Genomic DNA, 26462 nt, shown 5'->3' with positions numbered 1-26462 from the left:
TGTCCATTGGCTGAGGAGTGTGACAGTGGAGGCGGGAGAAACGCTCAAACCATGGATTCCGCGGCTGCGGCGCTATGCGCGCGCCTTTTTAAATGGGACGCCGGGAAGCAGTGAAGCGGCGGACTCCTTCGTTCACGCGACTTTATTGCGGGCGCGGGAAATGCGGCTACAGGTTTCCGCTGAGAATGGGCTGCCGCTATTCGGTCTGTTGACGCAATTGTGCCGCGAGGGCGCGCAGCAGAAGATCAGTCAAAAATCTCCCGCACAGTTTCAGGCTCGGCCAGTCGTGCAGCCGCCCCTTTGGGGTGTCGCGGCGCCTGATAATGCTCACAATGCTTTTGGCCAGTCGCGTTCGCACGAGGGGTTTGCGGCTGCCCTCAGCGCATTGAAGAGCGAGGAACGGGAAGCTCTTCTTCTGGTCGTCGTGGAGGGCTTCTCCTATGCGGAAGTCGCCCATATCCTGCGTATTTCCCGCACAGTGCTGCTGACGCGACTCAGGCAGGCGCGCGCCATTTTCAAGGAATGCGGCTTTTCTCCGGCTCCGGCTAAACCTTCCCGTCCATCCTATCTCCGGGTTGTAAAATAAAACAGCATCAACCCTTCGTACGACGCATATTCCTCCCCCCGGCAGCAGGCAGGAAAAATCATGCTGCACCGTCCCCCCGGTATTCATGAAGATGAATTGCATGCTCTCGCTGACGATCATCTCGATTCGCGGCGGCGGGAAGCCGTTCTCCTATTCTTGCAGGAGGTGCCGGATGCGAAAGCGCGGGTGGAAAGCTGGCGCGCCCAGAACGACGCGCTTCGTGCGGCATTCTCGAGAGTCGGGAATGAACCCATACCCCTCTCCTTGAGCCTCGCGGCTCAAATGCCGGCCGATGCGCCTTCCTTTTCCGTCCAGAATGCTCTGCCCTCGGCCTCAAACTTCCGGCAAAGGTTGAGTATGGCGTTTGCTTTTGCTCTCGGCGGTCTATCGATTTTGGCAATCACCTTTCTGGTCGATTTCATGATGCACGCCGGTCCGATCAGTTTCGGTCATGAGGAGGGAAGTCCCGCCCGGCAGCTCTCGGAATGGACGGCCTTTCTTGCCAGAGCCAAGACCGCTTATGCATCGTCGATCCCATCGGAGGCTGGCCGAACGGCAGCGGTGCCACGCCACTCAGTGTCCGGACAAGGGCTCTTCCTGCCGCATCTGGCAGCGGACGGGCTCGGATCTGCGAGCGTCAAGATCCTTCCCGGACTTTCGGCTCCGCTGGCCTGTCTCGTCTATAGCCGCGCGATTAAGGGTTCGTTTGCGCTCTGCGCCGAACATGCCGGTACTGGTACGGTCTCCCCGTCTGCTATTGCAACGGTTCAGGACGAAAATGAATTGAAGGAAGGATCGACAACGATTCTCTCCTGGCGTCAGGGTTCTATTCGTTACGCCCTGCTGGGATCCCTCCCGACTGCCGATTTACGGCGACTTGCCGATCAGGCGCGTGCCGATATTGCTTCCTTCGCGGATTAGGGCGTCGGATTTCCGGATTTTCCATTCTTGTTTTTCTTCTCCGGCGCACGTCGTTTCTCCTGACTCACGGCGTGGCAATCAGTGTCGCAAGCGAAGCTTGGCATGTCTTTGGTGATTACAGAGCCTATATCTTGTCAGCCCGATAATTTCGGTCATTTTCAACCGTGATGTAATTCAACTCAATGACATCAATTCAAAATGCCAGGGCCAAGTCTCTCTGATAACGAATGATTGCGCGTGGAAAAGTCTCACGCAAAAGCTGTATTCTTGATCTGAGCAAGTGGATCAGGCGATGAGTGGAGAGAAGATTGTTCTCGACGAAGCCAATCGTCGTAAGTGCTATCGTTGGGGAGAGGGAGTTGGAAGCCCCGATCATCAATTGAGAATCCTGGCATTTCGCCGGTTCGCAGTTCAAGCCATATCCATTTATTATCATTGAGATATCGTTATCTGGAAACATCGTGGTCCTGGCTTCCCCAAAAGGAAATGATTCCCATACTAGCGGTTTAATTCGGTGCAGAGTTTTTGTTCCCTGCCATTTCAAACGAACCGCCATGGCCATGTGGCGCATTGGCTTCCGCCTCTCCGAGTAAGCCGTCAGCGCTTCGGATTGAGGGGACGATGAATATCGGTGCCGGCCATTAGCAGCAGTCTCATATAACAAACATACATCAGCCTCTCTGATAGGGGGTTAACCATATGCGGTGGAAAGCCGATTTCGTTTCAGACGACGAAAGACACCGCTGATTTTCCGGGTTTGCCCCGTCTCTTACTGTATTGTTGGTTATATTTTCCCACGAAATTCCAGTCCGGAGATCTGTGAATTTCGCGGAGGGATCGGATTCGCTCGTCATGTTATCAATCAGCATATCACGAAAATCTATCTGTCTAGATTAGACTGCCAAAGAATAGATAAAAATACAGTAATATCAATAAGTTAATTAAAATTTAAAAATTATTTTAGCAAATGATGTGGTTGTTTTATATTCCGTATAGTACGCGGATACTATGGAGGTGTATGACCACTATTCTGTAATTTAGAGTACAAAGCCATGCGTATGTATGGGGGCATTTCCGTACTCAAGAGTTCGATTTTCTGCAGTGCAAAAAAATGCCCCGAGCTGCGCCGATTTTTATAACATATTGAAATGATGTTGATTGTTGTTCTGTTGCCAAGGTATGCGGGGCTTACTTTGGTGGTAAAATTACAAATACATGCCCGATATCGATAAAATGCGCTTGATCTATGGCCGGGCCGGAGATATCGTGAGGTCGATAGTTGATTGCATACTATCTCTTGTGTTGATTGATGTCTTGCCTGTATTTTTATTCTAGTCGGCATTGATATTGCGCTGACGTATAGATTGACGAAATTGCGTTATTGGGCTGTCGGGTTCCGGTAATGTGCTATTTTCTGAAATAAAATAATTACTTGTGACTTGACCCTCTCATTGAGCATAGGAGCTGCATACTCATTGTATGCTTCGCATCGGGCGCACTGCGTCCGCTGACCGGCGATCTATGTCCGAATGAGTCTGTTTTGGGTCAATCTAACGAACGATGGATGTTTTACGTAGCTCCTAGCGACGCGCGAATAATGGCGGTCGCTTGCCAGAGAGTTCGAGCTTCCGGCATCCAGTCATCGTTGATGAGATAATTCGTGTGATTGAAACGAGTCTGTTTGGAATTTGTGTGTGCGATTATGAAGTTGCTTGATTTTGGATGGATCGCTGTGTATGACAAAATAATGCGACGATTAGTCGCGTAATCATTGAAATGATTGTTTAAGTGTGGGCTGAATTTAATTTCTGGTGTGGCCGTATTTCGGCGGCATCGTCGTCAATCGGTTAGTCGTTTCGTGGTTCTCTTTTCGTTTCCATTGAATATTATTTTGCTATTATTGAAGTAGTATGGATATTTTCGGTGCTGTTTCTTTGTTTTAGATAGATTTTTGTTTTTCTAAGCGATTTTAAACTGATTTTTGATCAATAATTCGAGATGTTGATGGGGGAATTTCTGAATAGTGAGAAAAGTCCAGAATGGCTCGCATGCTAATCATGAAGATATGACAGTATAGTGAAGGTTTCGCCTGATCTGGCCGGGTTCGCTTTGCCTTGCCTTATGTCTCATACGTCATAAGTATCTGAGAAATAATGAGAAACTGTTTTCTTTGAGGGGAAGGCTTCGGGGCGGGGTTTCTTCGCGTGAATAAGTCGCTTCGAACGTCTGGCAGGTGGTTTTATGGCTCAGGTAGTGAGTTTTGCGGACCGTTCTTGGAAAAGTTGCGGCTTTTGAATGGGCTGTGGCTCGATCTTAACGCTGGCGATCTTCCTTTCCTTCGGATGATTGTCACATGACAGGTCTATGGGTCTATTGAAAGAATCGTTCTTGATCTCGGCGGATGTCGAGAGTAGTTGTGTCAATGTGACATATTGTCGCAAAACACTTTATAAGTGAATTTGGAGCTGCATTACATTGTTTGTTGTATTTTTCTTGCCTGCCTGAGCTGTTCTTTCGGGTCTTTTATTTTGCATTTCGTCGTGAAGATGATTTTGGCGATCGAATACAAAGAAATTGCAGGGTACGACCATCGAAAGTCGCATCAAACGGCATACCGATCATGGCGAGGCATTGCCTGCTATCGGGGACGATCGGTTTGGAGTGAGCTTGCGTTCGGTGTGTCCTCACGGAGTACGCGATATGGAAACCGTCATTGCTATTACGCCTAATCATAATGTCGATGCTCAGATCGCCATCGCTGCAACCAAGGCTGGCGGGATTGGTATTCTCGATCTGGGATTGCAGGATGATTCCGCGGCTGTTGTTTCAGCGATCGGGCGGCTCCGTGAATCGGCGAGTGTGGCTGGCCGGTGGGGAATTCGCTGGGATACGCTTGGCGCGAAGACGCGGGGTGCCGACGCTCTGGTCTCTTTGTTGCCGGAAGACGTGCCGCTGATCGTCCTTGCCGGTATCGGGCTTCATGATCTCGTAAACCAGCTGAACATTGCCCGTCAGCGCGCCGCACAGGTCTTCGTGGAAGTGTGCGATCAGGATGCTGCGCTTGCTGCCCAGGGGGCTGGTTATGACGGCCTCATTATCAAGGGGCATGAGGCCGGCGGCCATGTCGGGACGGCTGCTTCGTTCATTCTCCTGCAGGAAGTGCGCGGCCAGATCCGCATCCCCTATTGGATCCAGGGCGGCGCCAGCGAATATACCGCCGCTGCGGCAATTCTCGCCGGGGCAGCGGGTGTGGTGCTTTCCGAACAGCTCTGGCTGACCCAGGAAGGCCCCTTCTTCGCGGGCGGCCAGAAAGATCAGTGGAACCGGCTCGACGGCAGCGAGACGCTGACGATTGGCAGTGGCGGTGATTTGGTCCGTCTCTCGAGCCGCCACGGCCGCGCCAAATTGCGCGAAGTCGAGCTTGCGATCGCCCGCGGCGATGATTGGCGTGATGTGTTGCATCGGCACCTGCTCGATCGCGTCGATCCTTTGATGTTCCTCGGTCAGGATATTGCCTTTGCCGGCACGCTCGGGAGCAAATTCATCACCGTTGGCAGTGTCATAACGGCGCTCCGCGATGCCATGGAAGACGGGCTGCGGACTGCTGCCGACAACGCCTGTTTCGCGCCGGATTCCGCGCTCGCCAAGCTGCACGGTACCCGCTTCCCCATCGCCCAGGGCCCGATGACGCGGGTGAGCGATGTTGCACCTTTCGCGCGTGCGGTCGCCGAGGGCGGTGGCCTGCCATTCCTCGCGCTCGCGGCTCTGCGCGGACCGCAGGTGCGTTCGCTTTTGACCAAGGCGAAGGAGGAAATGGGCGGAAAGCCCTGGGGCGTCGGTATTCTCGGTTTCATGCCGCTCGATCTGCGCCAGGAGCAGATGGAAGCGGTCTATGAGGTCAAACCGCCCTTCGCCGTCATTGCCGGTGGCCGTCCGAGCCAGGCGAAGGAAATGGAAGAGCTCGGCATCACCGCTTATCTGCATGTGCCGTCGCCGGGGCTTCTGCGCGATTTCATCAAGAACGGCGCTCGCCGGTTCATTTTCGAAGGCAGTGAATGCGGCGGACATACGGGGCCACGCACCAGCTTCATCCTCTGGAGCTCGGCGATCGATACATTGCTCGATGCCGATATCAAGGATCCGGAAAAGGTCCAGGTTCTGTTCGCCGGCGGCATTCATGATGCGCTTTCGGCGGCCATGGTGTCCGTTATCGCCGCGCCGTTGGCGCGCCGCGGCATGAAGATCGGCATATTGATGGGCACGGCCTATCTCTTCACCGAGGAGGCGGTGCGCGCGGGGGCGATCGTCCAGGAGTTCCAGGATCAGGCCATCTCCTGCGAGGAGACGGCGGTTCTGCAATCGGGCGTCGGCAGCTACACGCGCTGTGCCAAGACCAATTTCTGCGACGATTTCGAAAAAACTCGCAATCAATTGCTGCTCGAGGTGAAATCCGAGAACGAGATCCTCATGGAGCTCGAGCTGCTCAATATCGGGCGGTTGCGCATCGCTTCGAAGGGTGTCTCGCATAATCCGAAGTCGACGGCGGCCGATCGCGCCGATCGCTATGCCGAGGTGGATGTCGAGACCCAGCGGCGCGAAGGCCTTTATATGATGGGTGAGGTGGCGCGTTTGCGCGACCGCCCGGTGACCATTGCCCAGTTGCATTCTTCCATTGCCGATGGCTCGGTGGAAATGCTGGCGGAAGTCGGCGCACGTCAGACCATTCTGGCGCCGCACAAAACGGGCTACCGGCGTCCCTCGGCCGATGAGCGTTACGAGGATATTGCCATTGTCGGCATGGCGTCCGTGCTGCCGGGTTCTAGCGACCTGCGCACCTATTGGACGAATATCATGCAATCCGTCGACTCGATCCGGGAGGTTCCGGAGGATCGTTGGCGGGTGAAGGATTTCTACGATCCCAAGCGTGGGCTCAAGGACAAGATTTATTCGCGCTGGGGCGGCTTCCTCGACGATATCGCCTTTGATCCGACGCTCTACGGCATTCCGCCGGCGAGCTTGTACAGCATCGATCCAATGCAGATTCTCGCGCTGCATGTGGCTGGCAAGGCGCTGGAAGATGCCGGGTTCGACCGTCTGCCGAAGACTCGCGAACGGACCGCGACGATTTTCGCCGTCAGCGGCATGAATGACATCGGCCAGGATTACATTTTCCGCACGCTTCTCGCGCATTACCTGCCGAAGGTTGAAGGTCTTTCCGACGAGGTCCGCGAACAGATCATTAATTCCCTCTACGACCACGCATTGCCGAAATGGACTGAGGATTCTTTCCCCGGCCTGCTCGATAATGTGGTCGCCGGGCGCGTGGCCAACCGTCTCGATCTGCGCGGTGCCAATTTCATCGTCGATGCGGCCTGTGCCGCCTCGCTCGCCGCGCTCGATGCGGGCATCCGTCAATTGCGCAGCGGCGATGCCGATGCTGTCCTCGTCGGTGCCGTTGACGGCGCCAATAATGCGACGGGCTTCATGACTTTCGCCCAGACACATGCGCTTTCACCGCGCGGGCGTTGCCGCCCGTTCGATGACACTGCCGATGGCATTGCGCTGGGCGAGGGGGTTGCCGCCGTCGTGCTGAAACGTCTGGCCGATGCCGAACGTGACGGCGACAAGATCTACGCTCTCATCAAGGGCATCGGCAGTTCGAGCGATGGCCACAACCGCAGCCTCACGGCGCCGGATTCGGCGGGCCAGGTTCGGGCGGTGGAACGGGCCTATGCAGATGCCGGCATCGATCCGGCGACGGTGACCTTGATCGAAGCCCATGGCACCGGTACGGCGCTCGGCGACAAGTCGGAAATCACCGCCATGACCACGGCCTTCGGGGCCGCCGGGGCACCGCTTCACGGTTGTGCGCTGGGCTCGGTCAAATCGATGATCGGCCATACGAAATCGACCGCGGGCCTCGCAGCTCTGGTCAAGTCCGCTCTCGCGTTGAAACAGCGGGTTCTGCCGCCGACGCTCAATGTCGAGAAGCCGACGACCCGCGTCGATTTCGCGCAATCTCCCTTCTACATCAATTCCGAGGCGAGGCCCTGGCTCGGCCTGCCGGAGGGTCAGCCGCGCCGCTGCGGCGTCAGCGCCTTCGGCTTTGGTGGCACCAATTTCCATACGGTGCTCGAGGAATATCACGGCAATTACCGTGCGAGCGATGCGCTGGATCTGAATCCTCGCACGGCGGAACTGTTTGCCTTTGGCCGCTCCAAACGGTCGGAGATCGAGCAGGCGGTCAAAGGCCTGCTGCAGGGTCTCTCGGAATCCCTGCCGATCGATTTCGCGCAGCTCGCTTATTCGGTTCATCTCGATGAAACGCGCTTCCGCCCGAAGAACGGCAATTTGATCTGCCAGCTTGCGGTGGTCGCCCATTCGCTGCCGGATCTGAAGGCGAAGCTGGAATTATTCCTGCGCGAGCCGGCGGACAAAACGACGATCAAGGCGCCGCAAGGGGTCTATTACCGCGAAGAGACACATCGCCCGGAAAGCGGCGCGGTCTGCATGCTGTTCTCCGGCCAGGGGTCGCAACGTGTCAACATGCTGCGGGAACTGATGGTCACGCGGCCGGCGCATTATGCCTTGTTCGAGAGGGCCGACGCTCTGTTGGCCGACAAGCTGCCGCATCCGCTTTCGCGCTATATCTACCCGCAACCGAGCTTCTCCAAGGAAGAGGAAGAGCTGCGGCGCAAGGAACTGAACAATACGCATGTCGCGCAGCCGGCGCTCGGCGTCATCGATCTGACGGCTTTCGACATTCTCGCCGATTTCGGCGTGCGGCCGAATTTCGTCGCCGGCCATAGCTATGGCGAATATGCGGCGGCCTGTGCAGCGGGGGTGATCTCCCGCGATGATCTGATCCGGCTTTCGGAAGTTCGCGGCCGTCTCTCCGCAGAGGCTTCGGCAGCGAATTCCGGCACGATGGCGGCGGTCAATGCCGGCGAGGCGCAGGTCAATGGGGCGATCAAGCGTCTCGGCCTCGATGTCAGCATCGCCAATCTCAATGCCCCCGATCAGACGATCATCGCTGGTTCCGCCGAGGCGATCGACAAGGCGGTGCAGGCCTTCACCAAGGAATCGGTCCGCATCAAGCCGATCCCGGTCACGGCCGCCTTCCACTGCGGGCTGATGGCCAAGGCCGGCGAGGCGTTGGCGGAGGAACTCGCCAAGGTTTCCTTCCACGCACCGAAGACGCCGCTTTACAGCAATACGACGGCTTCTCCCTATCCGGAGGAAGCGGCGGACATTCAGGCTCTGCTTGCCCGCCACATTTCCGAACCGCTGCGTTTCGTCGACGAGATTCAGAATCTCTACGATGCTGGCGCGCGGGTCTTCATCGAGGCCGGTCCCGGCCTGGTGCTGACGGGTCTTGTGGATCGCATCCTCGGCAGCCGCCCGCATGTCAGCCTCGGCGTAGACGCGCCGGAGCGCGATGGATGGCTGCAGCTCGGCCACCTGCTCGGGCAGCTGTTCACCCTCGGATTGCCGATCACCCTCGAACCCTGGTTCCAGGGCCGCGGCCTCGCGGATGTCAGCGTCAAGCAGATCCTCGCGGAGGCCCGGACGAAGGCGCAGCCAAGTTCCATGGTCTGGCGTGTCAATGGCGGACGGGCCGTGCCGTGGAACCAGACCGCCGGCGGCAAGCCGAAGCCTCCGGGAAAACCTGCAAGCTTGCCCGGCAACACTCCTGCGAGCCCGCCTGAAAGCAAGCCGGCAGCTGTTGCCTCCGCCAAGCCAACGGCGGCGGCGCAAGGTTCCGGATCGGGGCCAGTGGTGCAGAAGGCCGCCGCGACTGCCTCGCAAGGCACACAACCATCCCATTCACCGGCCGCGGCGCCTGCCGCCCAGCCATTGCAAGCCAAGGCCGCTGCTGCTGGTCCGAAGCCCTTTATCAAGACAGAGGTAAGGAAGTCTCCCGTGCCCGATCATGAACGTCCGCCGGCAAACGGCGTCCACTCACCGCCCATTTATGGGCCAGGTTTCGAGTCCCGGTTCAGCGAGGTTCAAGGGAGCCTGTCCCAGCTCATCGACCTGCAGCGCCAGCAGCAGGTGACATTGCAGCGGTTCTTTGCGTTCCAGGAAAACCTGCTCTCCGGGCAGCCAGCGCATACCAGCAATGGCAATGGGCAGGCTTATCCGACGCCTTCTCTTGAGGCTCCGCTTCATGAGGCGCCAGTCCTGACGCTGCCCCCGGTTGAATCGCAGCTGGCCGCCGCGGCAATCGCGGCACCAGCGAGAATCATCGTTCCGCCGGCGCCGGTTCTGCCGAATTTCGTCGCGCAAACGAAGACCGTGGAAGTTTCCTACGTTGCGCCGGTGCAGAACGGCGCCCCGGCCCCGGTAAAGGCTGCCGCCAATGGCGCTGCCTTGAATGGTGCGGGCAAAGCCCAGAATGGCGCAGTGGCTCCGGCCGGTTCGAATTTCCCGCCGGCCGAGCAGTTCAAGGCGGATTTGCTCGCGGCGGTTTCCGAACGCACCGGCTATACCGAGGATATGCTGGACCTCGACGCGCATATGGAAGCCGATCTTGGCATCGACTCCATCAAGCGGATCGAGATCTTCAGCAAGCTGAAGGACCAATATCCCTTCATGGACGGCCGCGCCGAGGAGACAGTCTTCGAGGAACTCGCTGGTCTCAAGACGCTCAATGCCGTGGTCGATTGGTATGACGGCCTGAGCAAGGCCGCAGGCGCGTCCTCAGGCGCAATTGCCGCGAAGAAATCCCCGGCTCCGGCCATCCTGCGTGAGGCCGAGGAATCGATCGCAATCGCGACCGCCGATCCGGCGCATCGCGCGGTCTTTCCGGCTGCAACCAATGGGGCGGCGGTTCCTGCCCTCGTGAAGGTGGGTACACCGGCGGCTTCGCTGAATTTCGCGCCGACCGAGCAGTTCAAGACCGATCTGCTTGCCGCGGTGGCGGAACGCACCGGCTATACCGAGGACATGCTGGACCTCGACGCGCATATGGAAGCCGATCTTGGCATCGACTCCATCAAGCGGATCGAGATCTTCAGCAAACTGAAGGATCAATATCCCTTCATGGACGGCCGCTCCGAAGAAACGGTTTTCGAGGAACTGGCTGGTCTCAAAACGCTCAATACGGTTGTCGAATGGTACGACAGCCTGCGTCAGTCCGCGAGCGCGCCTGAAGGAGTGCCCCCGGGAAAAAAATCCCAGACTCCGTCGTCAGTGTCCTTGCCTGAGACGACGGAGTCTGCCGAATCTGCGGCAAGGCCAGAAGAAGTGCATCGTTACACCGTCAATCCCGTGGCTGCGCCACGGGAGGGCGGACGCGAAATGGAAGGTTATCCGGCGGACCGCCTGATCCTTCTGATTGGGGACGTCCCGATTGTCGGGGCGCTCTTCCAGGACCGGCTCAAGACCGGCGGATATCTCGTACAGCAGATCGTTTCGGGATCGCAGACGCGGGTGCTCGACGCCGATCGCATCGCTGTCGATTTTTCTTCCCTGGAATCGGTCGGCAAGCTGCATGATCTCATCGCGGCAAAAGGCCAGAAGGTTGGCGCCCTGTTCAATCTCGCCGGGCTCGGCGGAGGCGGCGAGGGCGAGAGCGACAGGAATGGCGCGAGCCATCTCGACTTCGCACGCCGTCTGTTCCTGCTCCTGAAAATCTTCGAGAGCGATCTGAAGGATGCGGTCAAAGCCGGTGGCGGCTGGCTCGTCAACCTAACCGCTTTCGATGGCCAGTTCGGCTTGCGTCAGACGCGGGCTTTCCCGGCGCTCCACGCCGGGACGCTCGGTGTCGCCAAATCGGTGGCGCGGGAATGGCCCGGCGTCCGCGTGAAATGCATTGACGTCGATCTCGACATTAATCCCGATCAGCTCGTCACCGAAGTCTTGTCCGAGGCTGCTAATGCGGATGATGAGATCGAGGTCGGCTTCACGCCGCGCGAGCGCTGGAAGCTCGATCTCGGGCGGGGCGGTGCCGCGGCTGCGGATCTCTCGGCGCTGAACCTGAACAGTGACTCGGTCCTGCTGGTGACTGGCGGGGCGAATGGCATCACCGCCGATATCACCAAGGCGCTGGCGGAAAAATTCCGTCCTCGTCTCATTCTGGTCGGGCGCAGCCCGATGCCGGAAGATGAGCCTGAGACAACCCGGGAGATTGCCGATCCGCAGATGTTGAAACAGGCCTTGATCCGGGATCTCAGGGCGAAAAATCCGAAAATCACACCCGCCGAGATCAATCGCGTCTTCGCCAGAATTCTCAAGGATCGACAGATCCGCGACAATATTGGGGCAATGCGCGCGGCCGGAGCACAGGTCGAATATCACGCTCTGGATACACGTGACGGTGACGCCTTTGCCGCACTCATCGACTCCATCTATGCGCAATGGGGCCGGATCGACGGTGTGTTGCATGGCGCCGGTGTGATCGACGACAAGCCGATCCACAATAAGTCTCCGGACTCTTTCGAGACCGTGTTCTCGACGAAAGTGACGCCCGCAACTGTTCTCGTGAACAAGCTGCGGCCGGAAGGACTGAAATTTCTGGTGTTCTTCTCCTCGATCGCGGGCCGGTTCGGCAATGCGGGGCAATCCGACTACAGCGCTGCCAATGAAGTCGTGAACAAGATCGCGGGACGGCTGAGCCACGAATGGCCGCATGTTCATACGATTGCGATCAATTGGGGGCCTTGGGACGGCGGCATGGTCAATGAAGACCTCCGCAAGCTCTTCGCCAGCAGAAACATCCATCCCATACCGATTGCGGAGGGACGTCAATATTGTCTCGACGAAATCGGACGTGGCAATCACGGTAAACCTGAAATCGTCGTCTCAGCAAGTCTGCAACAATTCGCTCAACTGTCGGCGCGTCAATAGTTTGCATGACGAATGTCTTTAGGAGCACTATATATGTTTAATTCAAATCATGCCGCGCTGGCCGATTTCACGCCGATCCAGATGGCAAGCCCGACGCCGCAGGCCGTGACGCTGGAAATTTCCGCCTGGGGCTTCGCCAAGGCTTTCTGCCGCAATCAGGGCATCACGGACAAGGAAGCCTTTCAGAAGGTCCACCAGGAAGTCCGCGAGAAATTCGATAAATACGCTTTGTCGTCTTCGGTGATCAAGCGCCGGCAGCTGGTGTTCTTTCCGCGTCTGACCGACATCCAGTTCGAGAATGGCAGCTTCAAGCTGAAGGAGCCGGAGCAGGATTATCTGCAGCTGTTCGACAATTACGAAGATCTCAATCCCAAGGATCTCGGCAAACGTCATGAAAGCTATGGCCGGATCACCAATGAATGCCTGTCAACGCTCTATCAGGATGAGACGGAAGCGCCCGACGATCTTATTCATGTGACCTGTTCAGGCTATCTGGCGCCGAGCCCGGTCGAACGGATGGTGGCGAGCAAGAACTGGACGAACACCACCGTCACCCATTCCTATCATATGGGCTGCTATGGTGCCTTTCCGGCGATCAGAATGGCGCATGGCTTCCTGTCGTCGTCGCAATTCGGCGCGACGCGTCCCAAGGACCGTGTCGATATTGTGCATACGGAACTTCTGTCAGCGCATACGGGTGTTGATGAACTCAAGGCTGAAAACATCGTCACCATGACGCTGTTTGCTGATGGTTTCATCCGTTATTCGGTCGTGTCCGAAGATTCGTTGCGTCAACGCGGTGTGCATGGACTCAAGATCCTCGCTTTCAACGAGCATCTGCTGCCCAATTCCGCTGATGACATGACCTGGGTGCCGGGTTCGAACCGGTTCCACATGAGCCTGTCAGTCATGGTGCCGGTCATCATCAAGCAATGGGTGCGGCCCTTCGTCGAAAGCCTTCTGCAGCAGATCGGTCTCGATTTCGAGCAGGAGCGGCGCCGGCTCGCTTTCGCCATCCATCCCGGCGGCCCGAAGATTGTCGAGCACATCCAGGAAGCGCTGGGCCTCGTCGATGATCAGGTCGCGATCAGCAAATCGGTGTTCACCGAGAACGGCAATATGTCCTCGGCGACCGTGCCGCATATCATGAAGGCGATTGTGGAAGAGGATGGTATCCCCGTCGGCACACGCGTCGTCTGTCTCGGCTTCGGACCTGGACTTACGGCCACCGGTCTGGTTCTCGAAAAGATCTGAACGCCTGAGCATCGCTCCGCAAACAGGATTGCGTGAGCGATGCGCTCAATTTTTTGAACGTATCGAATTTCCATGAAAAGTGGCTCTGGCCACTTTTCGGTCTGATGTAGCAGACGCTCCTATTGCGAAATCGTTTAGGCCGCGAATGGCTGATCAATGAATTTACATTTTGGAGAATGCAAATGTTGAATTCGTTCCAGCCAGTGTTGACCGATTTCAGGCCCGTTGAAATGGTCAGCCCGACGCCTCAGGCGGTGGCTTTGGAATTGTCTGCCTGGGGCTTTGCCAAGGCGGCCTGCCGTCAGCAGGGCATTACCGACAAGGAAGGTTTCCAGAAGATTCATCAGGAAATCCGTGAAAAATTTGACAAATATGCCTTGTCTCCCTCGGCGATCAAGCAACGTCAGCTGGTGTTCTTTCCGCGCCTCAAAGATATTCGCTTCGAAAACGGTGAATTTCATGTCAACGAGCCGGAACATGAATATCTGCATCTTTTCGACAATTACGAGGATTTGAATCCGAAGGATATTCGCGCGCGTCATGACAGTTTCGCGAAGATTGCCGATGACAGCCTCGCTGCATTATATGGCGATGAGACGCAAGCGCCGGATGATCTCGTTCACGTGACGGGCTCCGGTTATCTGGCGCCGAGCCCCGTCGAACGGATGGTGGCTGACAGGAACTGGTTCAATACGACCGTCACACATTCCTATCATATGGGATGCTATGGCGCTTTCCCGGCCATGAAGATGGCGCATGGTTTCCTCTGCTCCTCGCAGTTCGGTACCTCGCGTCCCAAGGACCGTGTCGATATCGTGCATACGGAACTCTTGTCGGCGCATACGGGCATCGAGGGACTCAAAGCCGAAAACATCATTACCATGACGCTGTTTGCGGACAGTTTCATCCGCTATTCCGTGGTCTCCGAGGATTATTTGCGGGCGCGCAATCTCCGTGGTCTGCGGATTCTGACTCTCAACGAACATTTGATTCCCAATTCGTCCGAGGAAATGACGCTGGGGCTTTCAGGGGTCCATTTCCGCCTGACCCTGACGGTGATGGTGCCGGTAATTATCAAACAATGGATCAGGCCGTTCGTCGAAAATCTGCTGCAGCAGATCGGCATCGATTTCGAGCGGGAGAAGCGGCAGCTGGCTTTCGCCATCCATCCGGGTGGTCCGAAAATCGTCGAACATATTCAGGAAATGCTTGGTCTTGCCGACGAGCAGGTCGCTACCAGCAAAGCGGTGTTCGCCTCGCACGGCAATATGTCCTCTGCGACCGTGCCGCATATTCTGAAGGCGATTATCGAGGACGATGGCATTCCAGTTGGCACGCGCGTCGTTGCCATTGGATTTGGGCCCGGTCTGACAATCAGCGGACAAGTTCTTACAAAGATTTAAACATTAGCAGTTCGCGAGTAGGTCTCGAAGGACCAGAACGCACTGTGATCGACAATGGATTTGATGGGGTGGATCGGCTCAGCTGGTCTGTTCCAGGAGGGAGACGGAGCCATGGCCTCTCAGAATTCGGTATACGGAGCGGCTGCTTCGGAAAGGCCTTTCATCGCGCGTGTTCATGAAGTTCAGTCGAACGAGGAGCTTGAGCGGGCCTCGCTTGAACAGGTGCCGGACGAGCCCGTCGTTTCCTCGGTGCACGGCATTGCGAAGGATACGCCGGCTGTTTCCATCGGGCGAGAGGAGACTGTGTCGGGCGATTTGGCATCCGATGACACGGCGGAGGCTTCACCGTTGCCTTTCGTCGGCCGCGCCTTGCATTATGTGCCGGGGCAAAGCATCATTGTTGAGCGGCGCTTGAATCTTGCCGAAGATCTCTATCTCGCGGATCATGCCTTCATTCATGCGCCAGGGGTCAAGCCGGATTCGGCTTGCCTTCCCGTTCAGCCGATGACCGTCAGTCTGGAAGTGATGGCGGAGGCCGCCGCCTGTCTTGTTCCCGGCAACGGTTTGTTGGGGTTTGAGGATGTCAAGGCAGCGCGCTGGATCGAGCTTGCCGATACGGATAATTTGACGCTTGAGGTCAAAGCGGACGTCAAACGCTATGATGCCGAGCGTGGGGCGTGGTTCATTGCCGTTTCGGTGCGTGCCGAAGGGCAGAACTGGCCGGCGATTACCGCGACAGTGCTTTTCGGCGAGCGTTATCTCGTGGAACTGTCACCGACCTTTTCGGAACTCACCAACGCCTACCGTTATACCCACACCGGCGAGGAAATTTATGCCGACCGGCATATGTTTCATGGACCGCGTTTTCATTGTCTCGCCGGCGATATTATCATTGGTGATAATGGGCTTGTCGGCGAATTTTTGCGGCGTTCGCCGGAGGATTTGTTCCGTTCGCGACGCGATCCTCAGCTTCTTACCGATCCAGCCCTGCTCGATGCGGTCGGCCAGATCATGGGCGTCTGGGCCATGGCGAACGATCGGTATGCGTTCCCGATCGGCCTCAAGAAGCTCGAGTTCTATTGCCCGACGCCGCCGGTTGGCGCCCGTCTTCCTGTCCGGGTGGAGATCACCGAAGGCAGCGGCAAACGGATCCTCGCCAATGTCGAGGTCCAGGATGGCAGTGGCAATGTTTGGATGCGGATAGAGGAATGGGGCAGCTGGAAATTCGCCTGGGATCGCCGGCTTGTCGACTTCCGCCGTTTTCCGGATCGTTATCTGCTGGCGCGGGATGCGGGGCTGCCGGGTCTCGATGCGGAGGCAGTCGGTCTGACACTCTCGGCGGATGATTTGCAGGGTTTCGATTTTGGAATGCTGGCGCGCCATTGCCTGAGCATGGAGGAAATGCCGCATTTTCATGGCCATGCCGCGATCCCGAAGCGGCAGCAGGAATGGGTGCTCGGCCGCGCCGTGGCCAAGGATGCAGTGCGTCATTGGCTTGCCCAGCGGACCGGGTCAGCCATGCTGCATCCAGCTGCTTTCACCATTGCCAGCGATGTAAACGGGCGCCCCTTCCTAGAGGCTTTGCCGGGCGTCGGCAAAAAACCTGCGGTCAGCATTGCCCATAGCCAAAGCCGCGCAATTGCAGTGGCTTATGATGGGGATGTCGGTGTTGATATTGAAGTCATCGCCGAGCGGGACGAGAGCTTCGTGGCTGCTTTTACGACGGCATCCGAGCGTGAAATGCTCAATTCTTTTCCTTCGGAAGAACGCCCCGCCTGGGTCACCCGGTTCTGGTGCGCGAAAGAGGTTGCAGGCAAGCTTCGTGGTACAGGTGTCAATGGTGCGCCACAGACATTCGAGGTCGTCGGTGTGACGCTTGATGGCCAGATTCAGATCCGGCATCACTCGAGCTCTGAAGCCGTCGCAGTAAGGACCGCGGAAAATCAAGGTTTTATCGTCGCATATGCGAACCGGCCGCGCCCGGTGTAACCCTCGCCAGGCGTAGGTTTCTTGAATGGAGAGGATATCAAATCAACAGACTGGAAGGAGAGAAGATACGCTATATGATAACGGGTAATATCAAGAATGTGGCAGGATTCCGATTCAAAAATACTGTTCTGTGTGAAATTATTTAACATCGAACGTTGTATATGTGTAATTAATATCATTGACACGCGCCTGGTTTCAAAAAACAGTCTCCTTTATCAGATGCGTTGAAATGATGGACTGCTCTATGGAATCGAATCCGACTTTCGCCTTTGTCACCATTGGCAGCGGCTCCTATCTTGGTTCTACCGTTCGTGATCTTACCCTGGCCAATTCGCTTCATGAGCGCGGCTACAAAGTCATTATCTACTGGATGTTAGAGAATAACGCGGCGCTCGTCGCCGAAGGGATAGAACAGAGAATGCTCTGTTATGGAACGAGGTATCAATTCAAACAACCCTCTCAGCTTTTGGATCGGCTGCTGGGGCCAATGTTGTTCGCCCTTCCCAGACGTGTGCGGACAGCAGTCACCCAGAATATCCCGGGTTTCGTCGATCGTTTGTTGAGCCATCTCGTCCAATCTCTTTTTTCCCAGAATGATACGGACTCTGGTCTCGCTAAACGCCTGGCGAGATTCGCGAAGGCTGACGGTGTCTCGCATTTGATGATGAGTTTTGGAACGCTTGGTCCTCTTGCGCTCGCGGCCAAACGGCTCAGTCATCCGGGGCTCGAATATGTCCTGACGTTTCAGGGTGATGAAGAGTTTCATGCCTATGCGGTGAAGCTTGGGCTCGATGTAAATTTCCGGCGGCGGGTTGAAGAAGCTTTGCACAATTCCAGCTGGCCGGCGATTGCGATCAGCAATGATTACCGTGACCGTCTCGTCAGAGAGTTCGGGCTCGACCGGCGTTGTTTGGAGGTTATCTACAACGGCGTGGATCAGCCGGAAAATGGCGGCGTGCCGCCATTTTCCGCATTGCGGAAGATCTTTCCCGAACTCAGGGAAGACTGTCCCATCGTTACCTATGTCGGACGCCAGGAAAGCGAGAAGGGGATCGATCTTCTGCTTTATGCCGCGAAAATGCTGGCACTGCGAAACGTGGGTTTCCAACTGGTTGTTTGTGGTTCAACGGCCAAGGGGCGTGCCTATCAGCGTATTCTCGATGAACTTGCCGCGCATCTCGACATTGTCATTCACCATGCCGGCGCCATATCCACCGATGTCCGCAATACGCTTTATGCTCACAGCCGTTGTGTTGTCTATCCTTCCATCAACCGTGAGCCTTTCGGTCTTGTCGCCGTCGAGGCGATGAGCCATGGAACACCAGTTCTGGTTCCGGATCAGGGTGGGATCAGCGAAGTGATCCGGCAGGGGAGCATCGTTGGGGGGCTGACATTCAGGACGTGGGACAGCGCCGATCTTGCGGCGCAGCTGGAGCGTCTCCTGACCGACGATGTTTTGTACGCAAAACTCGCTGGCGATGCAAAAAATGTGGCGGCACAATTCAGTTCCGTTCAAATGACGAATGATATTTTGGCTCACCTTGGTTTGTCGCCTGGCAAAGACAGCCAAGAGACGATACGTAAAGTCGCATAACCATGAAATGGTGTATGGTCGATGCAATGACACAGGATAGTCGGTGCCGGACCCCGTGCACGGGGGCATGGCTCGAAAAAAGGGAGGCATCGCCATGCGAGTGATGAGCGCGGTGGCCTGGCATCATCCGGATGTAAGGCCAAAGGTCCATAAGAAAAACGATGATGGCCTGGCGGCTCATCAAATCATTCTCCGATGCGTCGGTAGACGCAGGGGGCCAAGGCGGAAGAATGGTTTTGTCGCGATTGGAAGGAACCGTATGATCCCGGACGTGCAAGTGGCGAGGCGGATCGTCGGCGAAAACAGGATCAACCTCGCGGAGGCGCGCGCATGTCTTCGGTGAACAGCCTGGGCCAATTGACGGAAGGTGTCCGGCGCCCGACGACGGCGGCGCATGGCCAGTCCGGTTTGACGCTGCTCATCGCGTGGCGCAATCTTGTTCATGACCGCGTAAGATTTGCCGTCACGCTCGTCGGTATTGCCTTTTCGACGGTGCTGATGGGCATTCAGCTCGGCATGTTGCTGAATTTCATGCATACGACGTCGACGATCGTCGATCATGCCAATGCCGATCTCTGGATCGCGGTGCAGGGCGTGCGCAGCGTTGATTTGGCTACACCCATCGAGGAGAGGCGGCGTTTTCAGGCGCTTTCCGTTCCAGGTGTTGCCGCCGCTGAATCCATGCTCCTGCAATTCGGTTCGTGGAAACGCAACAATGGCGTTCGCGAACTCGTTCTCAATATCGGGGTGGAGCCTTTCGCCGAAATGGGACTGGTGCCCGACATGGTTCCCGATGTCGACATTCATGATGCCTTGTCGGTGCCGAATGGCGTCATTATCGATCGTCTCTATGCCGATAAACTCGGCGTGCATTCGCTCGGCCAGACGGTCGAGATCAATGATCACCGCGCCCGCGTCGTCGGCTTCACCAATGGAATCCGGACCTTCACCCAGGCCCCCTATGTTTTTACGACGCTGAAAAACGCGCGCCATTTCACCAATCGAAGTGAAAATGACATCACTTATGTGCTAATCAGGGTCAAGGATGGCTTTTCGAAAGAGGAAGTCGCGAGGGAACTGAAGCGGCGTATGCCGGATGTCGATGTCCTCAATACCGATGAATTCTCCTTCAAAAGTCGATGGTACTGGCTGTTCACCACGGGTGCCGGCATTACGCTCGTGAGTTCTTCCCTGCTTGCGCTCATGGTTGGCGTCGTGATCGTGGCGCAGACCCTTTATGCAAGCACACTCGACCGCCTGCCGGAATATGCCGTCGTCCGCGCGATGGGTGGGCCAAGTTCCTATCTTTACAAGATCGTCATCAAACAGGCGATCATCGGCGGTGTGATCGGCGGCGTGGTCGGTATTACAATCGTGCTTGTGCTTGCCTATATCTCTCGTGACAGCAGCTCGCCGCCGCAAGTGCCGTTCTGGCTGGCTTCAAGCATCGGTATCGTCACTATTCTCATGTGTATTTGCGCCTCCCTGGTGTCGCTGAAAAAGGTCATGTCGATTGACCCGGTAAAGGTGTTCCGATGAACCAGCCCGTCGTCGCCGCGTCCGGCATCACGCATTCCTTCGGTTCCGGAGCCAATCGGTCCACCGTGCTGCATGACATCTCACTTGAGGTCCGTGCCGGCGAGGTGCTGATGCTCATGGGACCGTCCGGAAGCGGCAAGACCACTCTGCTCAATATCATCGGCTGCCTGCTCCAGCCGACAGAAGGCACTGTCCGTCTCCATGGTCAGGCCGTCCATCAGCTTAATATTGAAAAGCTCGCGGCGCTGCGGCTGCAGCATTTCGGCTTCGTATTTCAGTCGCATAATCTTTTTCCGGTTCTCACGGCCACGGAAAATGTCATGGTCGCGCTTGATCTTCTCGGTGTTAAGCGCAGTATTGCCCACGAGCGCGCGCGTGAACTTCTGGCGCTCGTAGGACTTGGTCATCGGCTCGATAATTATCCGGCGCAATTGAGTATCGGGCAAAAACAGCGCGTCGCCATTGCGCGGGCGCTTGCCGCCGATCCGCCGATCCTGATGGCCGATGAACCGACGGCCTCTCTCGATTCCGAAACCGGCCTCAAGGCCATCGAATTTTTCAGAATGCTGGCGCACCACCAGCATCGAGCCGTCGTCATCGTGACCCATGATCCGCGCATCTTCCATTTCGCAGACCGGGTCGTGCACATCGAGGACGGACGCATCGGCAAACATGAAATCGTGACTCATGAACCGGCCAGCCTAACGATGGGAGACGCGTGATGAAAACCTCTTGGCGCAAGATCGCGCTGCTCGCCAGCCTCGTCTGTATTGGCGGCTTGGGAGCGACAATTCTGTTTGGATCGATGCACCAAAGCATCGCTCAGGATCAACTGGCGAATGATAATATGCCGCGCAAGCCTCTGGCGGCGGCGCCCGGCCTCGTCGAACCGGTCAGCGAAGAACGCGAGGTCGGTTCGCAGGTGATCGGCGTCATCAAGGAAATGCGTGTCGACGAAAATGATGAGGTTCGTGAAAACCAGATCATTGCCGTCATCGAAAATGCGGAACAGATTGCCCGCGTGAACTCTGCAAAGGCGCAACTGGCCTTACGGCAGGCTGAACTGGAACGTGCCATCAACGGTCCTCGTAGCGAGGAAATCAAGGAAGCGCGTGCCGCTCTGACGGAAGCGGAGGCCAATCTTCAACTCGCCCGCAATGAATATCAGCGCCGGCTTCCGCTTGCGAAGACAGGTGTCTCGACACAAGCAGCGCTCGATCTCGCGACCTCGAATCTGAACGCGGGCGAAGCCCACCGTGTCATGATGAAGGAAAGACTGGCTCTGCTTGAAACCGGGACACGCCCGGAGGATATTGCGGCGGCGAAAGCGCAGGTCCAGCTTGCTCAGGCCGATGTCGATCTGGCCCAGGCGCTTCTCGACAAGACCATTGTCCGCTCTCCGGTTGCGGGAACGGTCCTGCGACGGATACGGATCGCCGGTGAACCCGTCACCAACCTGCCGCCGACGCCGATCGCGATCATCGGCAATATACGTGGCCTGCGTGTGCGGGCAGAGGTCGATGAAACAGATGTGAGTCAGGCTCGGGTCGGACAGCGCGTCGAAATCACGGCTGATGCCTTCCCCAATAAGAAATTCGGCGGCACTGTCTATCGCGTCTCTTCACGCATGGGTGGCAAACAGATCGTCACCGGACGTTCGGGTGACCGTCTCGACAATAAAGTCCTTCAGGTATTGATCGATCTTGATGCCGGCGTCATTTTGCCGATTGGTCTGCGTGTGGATGTGTTTTTCCTTGGCGGTCCCAGTTTCGCGCAAGCGCGTCCGACACATGGCGCTGTCCCGTAAAGCGTTTTGGATATATCCAGAAACGCTCCACTCAAAAACAAGAGCATCATGAATTGTTTCATTTGAAGATGTGATGCTCTCCGTTGGGATTCTGGCTGTCGTGACGGTCCTTTTTCGGGGCTTGGTCTGTATTTAGTATTGCGGCTTGGCGGCATGCAGTGTCACTGCGGGCGGTAATCGTCTTGCGGCATTCGTTTACAGTTATTGGGTGCCCAACGGTTCGCCAGGCCGAAGGATGAAGCATGCCTGCATGCCTTTGGATGTTCTGGAATGAGATATTTGATTAAATAATAATATTTTTGAATGCTTATAATAAGGATGTGATGTCGGTGAGGGCGGGAATCCTGTTAGGGGCAGGGAACGTCTGGCCGCCGTCGGGTTGGAATTGAGAGCGCTCGCAAAAAAAAAGACGATCGTGTGCCTGATCGCGCTGGTCTGATTGAATATAGCTGTTTGATGCTCGAAGGATCCCGAAGTTGGATAATCGTGAGCATCTTGTACACGATGCTTCTGTTTGATGTTTATGGATGTCGACACAAATAATTTGTGCTATTTTAAGTTTGGAAGTTGTCGAAACTTTGATTTACAATTGTAGGTTTGTTGGTGTCCCCATTTTCGTGGCGTAGCCTCTGCGGATTACGAGGAATATCATCTATCCTGAAATGGCTCACGTCCGCGGGTCCGGTGTTCTCGCCTGACCTCATTGACCTTGATCGTCGGGATCAATGAGTTTCGGTATCGAATGAACTATCTTGGCAATAGTCTTTTCAAAATGTGTGTTTTCTTGGTTCCTGTTTGTTCTATCGCTTTTTTGAAATGCAGGACCTGTAACGCGGCTGGCGAGACTTGAGGGGACGTTGACGATCGCCGCGTTGCCTGGTGCAGGGGTGAAGGGGTTTTTCATGTTCAACAAGATTTTGATCGCCAATCGCGGCGAAATTGCGCTGCGGGTTCTGCGTGCGGCGCGGGAACTTGGTATCGCGACTGTCGCGGTGCATTCGACGGCCGATGCGGAAGCCATGCATGTCAAGCTTGCCGACGAATCTGTATGTCTTGGTCCGGCGCCCGCCCGTGAATCCTATCTGAATATCCCGGCGATCATCGCCGCCTGCGAGATAACCGGGGCCGATGCGGTTCATCCAGGTTATGGTTTTCTTTCCGAGAATGCGCATTTTGCGGACATTCTTGCGGCGCATAAGATTGCCTTCATCGGGCCAAAGGCTGAGCATATCCGTATCATGGGTGACAAGATTGCCGCGAAACGGACGGCGATCGAGCTTGGTATTCCTTGTGTGCCGGGTTCCAAGGGCGCTCTCAGCGACCCCGCTGAAGCCATGCGGATCGCGGAAGAGATTGGTTTTCCGGTGCTCGTGAAGGCGGCGGCCGGAGGCGGCGGACGCGGCATGAAGGTCGCCCATACGCGTGAAGATTTCGCCGATGCGGTGGCGACTGCCTCGCGGGAAGCGCAAGCGGCTTTCGGCGATGGCTCCGTCTATCTCGAAAAGTATCTCGATAATCCACGCCATATCGAAATCCAGGTTTTGGGCGACGGGCTAGGCAATGCGATCCATCTTGGTGAACGCGATTGCTCGATCCAGCGGCGCCATCAGAAAGTGTGGGAGGAAGGTCCTTCTCCTGTCCTTGATCAGGATCAGCGCGACGAAATCTCCGAGATCTGCGCGAATGCGATGCGCAAGCTGCATTATTTGGGCGTCGGCACAATCGAATTTCTCTATAAGGATGGCCGGTTCTATTTCATCGAGATGAATACGCGCATCCAGGTCGAGCATCCGGTAACGGAGATGATCACCGGGTGCGATCTCGTCAATGAACAGATCAAGGTCGCAGCCGGGCATCCTCTCTCGATCAAACAGGATCAAGTCATCGTTCGCGGTCATGCAATTGAATGCCGTATCAATGCCGAGGATCCGAGTACATTCATTCCGTCACCTGGCAGGATCGAGCGTTATCATACGCCGGGCGGACTTGGCATCCGTGTCGATAGTGCCGCTTATTCGGGATATAAAATCCCGCCGGTCTATGATTCATTGATCGGCAAGCTGATCGTTTACGGGCCCAATCGCAAGGAAGCCCTGATGCGTCTGCGGCGCGCGCTCGATGAATTTATCGTCGACGGGATCAAGACCACGATTCCGCTGTTTCGGACCCTGGTGAATAATGACGATATCAAAAGCGGGATCTATTCCATTCATTGGCTGGAATCCTTCCTCGCTGCTATGGCGGAGGAGGTCGCCCTCGTGACAGCGCCGGCGCTGAGCGAGAGCAAGGAACCGACGCCATCCTGATGATGATCATATGGTCTCCAAGATGAGTCGTTTGGAAGAATTGTCAAACGACTCATCGTTCCCGTCATGTATCAGGCCGAAAACCAACGGTTTTCGGCCTGAATTTTTGAGTCATACCGAGCCGCTTTGATCGGCATTGGTCTTCCGATCGCGTCGCCCGTTTGAAACGCTTTCAGGGGAATGGGGGGAACCCTCCGATCAGACGATATGTGTCTTGTAAGGATTATCTGCCGACCCCAAGCACAGGGCCTATGTCACTCCGCGACGCCGTGGCTCGCCAGTTGTTTCAGGGCGATCTCGCGCATGGCCGTTTTCAGCAGCTTGCCGGTCGCCGTATGCGGTAGCTCATTGACGATGATGACGTCATCCGGAATGCTCCATTTCGCGACCCTATCGGTATAATGGTCGATCATATCGGCGCGTGAGAAACGCGCGCCCGGCTTGAGTTGCACGAACAGGACGGGGCGCTCTCCCCAGCGTTCATCCGGTTTTGCGACGACAGCGGCTTCCTGAATGGCTGGATGGGCGTGAGCAATGTTTTCAAGTTCGATCGAACTGATCCATTCACCACCCGACTTCACGACATCTTTGGTACGGTCGATGATCTGGACGAAACCATCAGCATCAATGGTCACGACGTCGCCGGTGTTGAACCAGCCATCGGTTTCATGCGCGGGACTTTTCGGGCTTTGGAAATAGCCCGAGGCAACCCAGGGGCCCCTGACCATCATTGCGCCGAAGCTTTTGCCATCGCGGCTCACTGGCCTGCCTTCCGGGCTGTCGACGCGAAGTTCGATTCCGAAGAGCGGACGGCCCTGTTTGGCCTGCAAGGTCAGTTTCGCATCCGCTGAGAGATCGGCATGTTTGGGCATCAGCGTTGCCGTAAGGCCAATGGGGCTCGTTTCCGTCATGCCCCAGGCATGACGCACTGTCACACCCATGGTTTCGAGGCGGTTGATCATGACCGGGGGAGGGGCCGAACCGCCGATTGCCATCCGCTTCAAGGTCGAAAAGGTCTGGTGATGGGCCTCCATCCAGTCGAGCAGTCCGAGCCAGACCGTCGGTACGCCGGCTGTGAAGGTGACGCCCTCGCTTTCGAACAGGGAATGCAGACTAGCACCGTCGAGGTTGGGGCCGGGCATCACGAGTTTGGCGCCGACCATCGGCGCGGCGAAAGGCAGGCTCCAGGCATTGACATGAAACATTGGAACGACGGGCGCGATGGTATCGGAGGCGGAAAGATTCAACACGTCCGGCAGGCTGATTGCCATGGAATGCAGCACGCTGGACCGGTGGCTGTAGAGCACGCCCTTTGGATCACCTGTGGTTCCGGATGTATAGCAGAGTCCCGAGGCTCTATTCTCGTCGAAGACCGGCCAATCGAACAGGTCGGGCTCGTCGGCGATCAGGGTTTCATAGCAGACGAGGTTGGGCAGGATTTCGGATTTGGGCATATGAGCTTCGTCGGTCAGGATGACGATCGCTTTCATTGAGGACAGGCGGTCCGCAAGCGATTCCAGAAGCGGCAGAAAGGTAAGATCTGAGAAGATGATTCTGTCACCGGCATGTTCGATGATATAGCCGATCTGTTCACGGAAGAGGCGAGGATTGATTGTATGGCAGATGAGACCCGAGCCGGAAACGCCGTAATAGAGTTCGAGGTGGCGATAGCCATTCCAGGCGAGCGTGCCGACGCGATCGCCAAATTGCAGGTCGAGCCGTTGCAAGGCATTGGCCAGCTTTTGGCTGCGTATCCAGGCATCCGCATAAGTGTATCGATGGATTGATCCCTCGACCGTGCGTGAAACGATCTCCGTGCTACCATGAAAGGTCGCGGCGTGACGCAGAATTGACGAGACGAGCAACGGGACGTTCATCATCGTGCCGAGCATGTTGTTCTCCTCCCCCTGGAGTATTTTTCCATAAAGTTGAATCGCTTGGCGATTCCATTGCTCTGAAAATACTTTATTTTTCTAATTGGAGCGTTTCCTGATATATCCGAAACGCTCGAATGCCACGTCTCTTTGATTCCGGCCTGGTGGGATCAAAGAAATCCGGCGGGAAACCGCCAACCCGCCGTTGCGGGGGGCACGTTTCAATGATCGAGTCTCGATGAGTCGTTGTCATAGAGACTTACTATAAGCGGATGAGTTCACGCACTCATAGTAGTGAGGTGTGGACTCGATGGATTGCAGATGTGATCCTCTGCAAT

The 26462-nt window shown here is 56.4% G+C and carries 12 protein-coding genes; 11 read left to right on the top strand and 1 reads right to left on the bottom strand.

Annotated features, from left to right (window positions below; genetic code table 11):
• Positions 1 to 25 precede the first annotated feature (25 nt).
• The 11 genes from DL88_RS08140 to accC all read left to right on the top strand — a co-directional run bounded on the left by DL88_RS08140 (position 26) and on the right by accC (position 24250).
• Complete coding sequence (locus DL88_RS08140; protein ID WP_034994532.1) at positions 26 to 586, top strand: RNA polymerase sigma factor; 561 nt, start codon at positions 26 to 28, stop codon at positions 584 to 586.
• 60 nt (positions 587 to 646) lie between these two features.
• Positions 647 to 1507 carry an anti-sigma factor family protein gene (locus tag DL88_RS19325; RefSeq protein WP_051955744.1) on the top strand — a complete coding sequence of 287 codons (861 nt, stop codon included), beginning with the start codon at positions 647 to 649 and terminating at the stop codon, positions 1505 to 1507.
• Positions 1508 to 4207: 2700 nt separating this feature from the next.
• Complete coding sequence (locus DL88_RS08125; protein ID WP_034994528.1) at positions 4208 to 12358, top strand: type I polyketide synthase; 8151 nt, start codon at positions 4208 to 4210, stop codon at positions 12356 to 12358.
• A 33-nt stretch (positions 12359 to 12391) separates the two neighbouring features.
• Complete coding sequence (locus DL88_RS08120; RefSeq protein WP_034994527.1) at positions 12392 to 13612, top strand: 3-oxoacyl-[acyl-carrier-protein] synthase III C-terminal domain-containing protein; 1221 nt, start codon at positions 12392 to 12394, stop codon at positions 13610 to 13612.
• A 182-nt stretch (positions 13613 to 13794) separates the two neighbouring features.
• A complete protein-coding gene (locus DL88_RS08115; protein ID WP_034994526.1) occupies positions 13795 to 15015 on the top strand; it encodes a 3-oxoacyl-[acyl-carrier-protein] synthase III C-terminal domain-containing protein in 1221 nt (406 codons plus the stop codon).
• Positions 15016 to 15126: 111 nt separating this feature from the next.
• Complete coding sequence (locus DL88_RS08110) at positions 15127 to 17004, top strand: 4'-phosphopantetheinyl transferase superfamily protein (protein ID WP_051955743.1); 1878 nt, start codon at positions 15127 to 15129, stop codon at positions 17002 to 17004.
• A gap of 244 nt (positions 17005 to 17248) precedes the next feature.
• A complete protein-coding gene (locus tag DL88_RS08105; protein ID WP_034994523.1) occupies positions 17249 to 18598 on the top strand; it encodes a glycosyltransferase in 1350 nt (449 codons plus the stop codon).
• 330 nt (positions 18599 to 18928) lie between these two features.
• Complete coding sequence (locus tag DL88_RS08095) at positions 18929 to 20137, top strand: ABC transporter permease (protein WP_051955742.1); 1209 nt, start codon at positions 18929 to 18931, stop codon at positions 20135 to 20137.
• Positions 20134 to 20859 carry an ABC transporter ATP-binding protein gene (locus DL88_RS08090; protein ID WP_034994521.1) on the top strand — a complete coding sequence of 242 codons (726 nt, stop codon included), beginning with the start codon at positions 20134 to 20136 and terminating at the stop codon, positions 20857 to 20859. Before DL88_RS08095 ends, DL88_RS08090 begins: the two co-directional genes overlap by 4 nt.
• Complete coding sequence (locus DL88_RS08085; RefSeq protein WP_034994520.1) at positions 20859 to 21944, top strand: HlyD family secretion protein; 1086 nt, start codon at positions 20859 to 20861, stop codon at positions 21942 to 21944. The genes DL88_RS08090 and DL88_RS08085 overlap by 1 nt, the downstream gene beginning before the upstream one ends.
• Before the next feature lie 902 nt (positions 21945 to 22846).
• Entirely contained in the window at positions 22847 to 24250 is a 1404-nt protein-coding gene (gene accC / locus DL88_RS08080; protein WP_051955741.1) for an acetyl-CoA carboxylase biotin carboxylase subunit, read from the top strand.
• A gap of 254 nt (positions 24251 to 24504) precedes the next feature.
• Here accC and DL88_RS08075 read toward each other — a convergent pair whose 3' ends face one another.
• Positions 24505 to 26142, bottom strand: a complete 1638-nt coding sequence (locus DL88_RS08075) for a long-chain-fatty-acid--CoA ligase (RefSeq protein WP_034994518.1) — start codon at positions 26140 to 26142, stop codon at positions 24505 to 24507.
• Between the last annotated feature and the right edge of the window lie 320 nt (positions 26143 to 26462).

The organism is Beijerinckia mobilis (assembly GCF_000745425.1).
Lineage (GTDB): Bacteria > Pseudomonadota > Alphaproteobacteria > Rhizobiales > Beijerinckiaceae > Beijerinckia > Beijerinckia mobilis.
The sequence above is the reverse complement of the archived record's forward strand: the minus strand, read 5'-3'. Positions and strand labels throughout refer to the sequence as shown.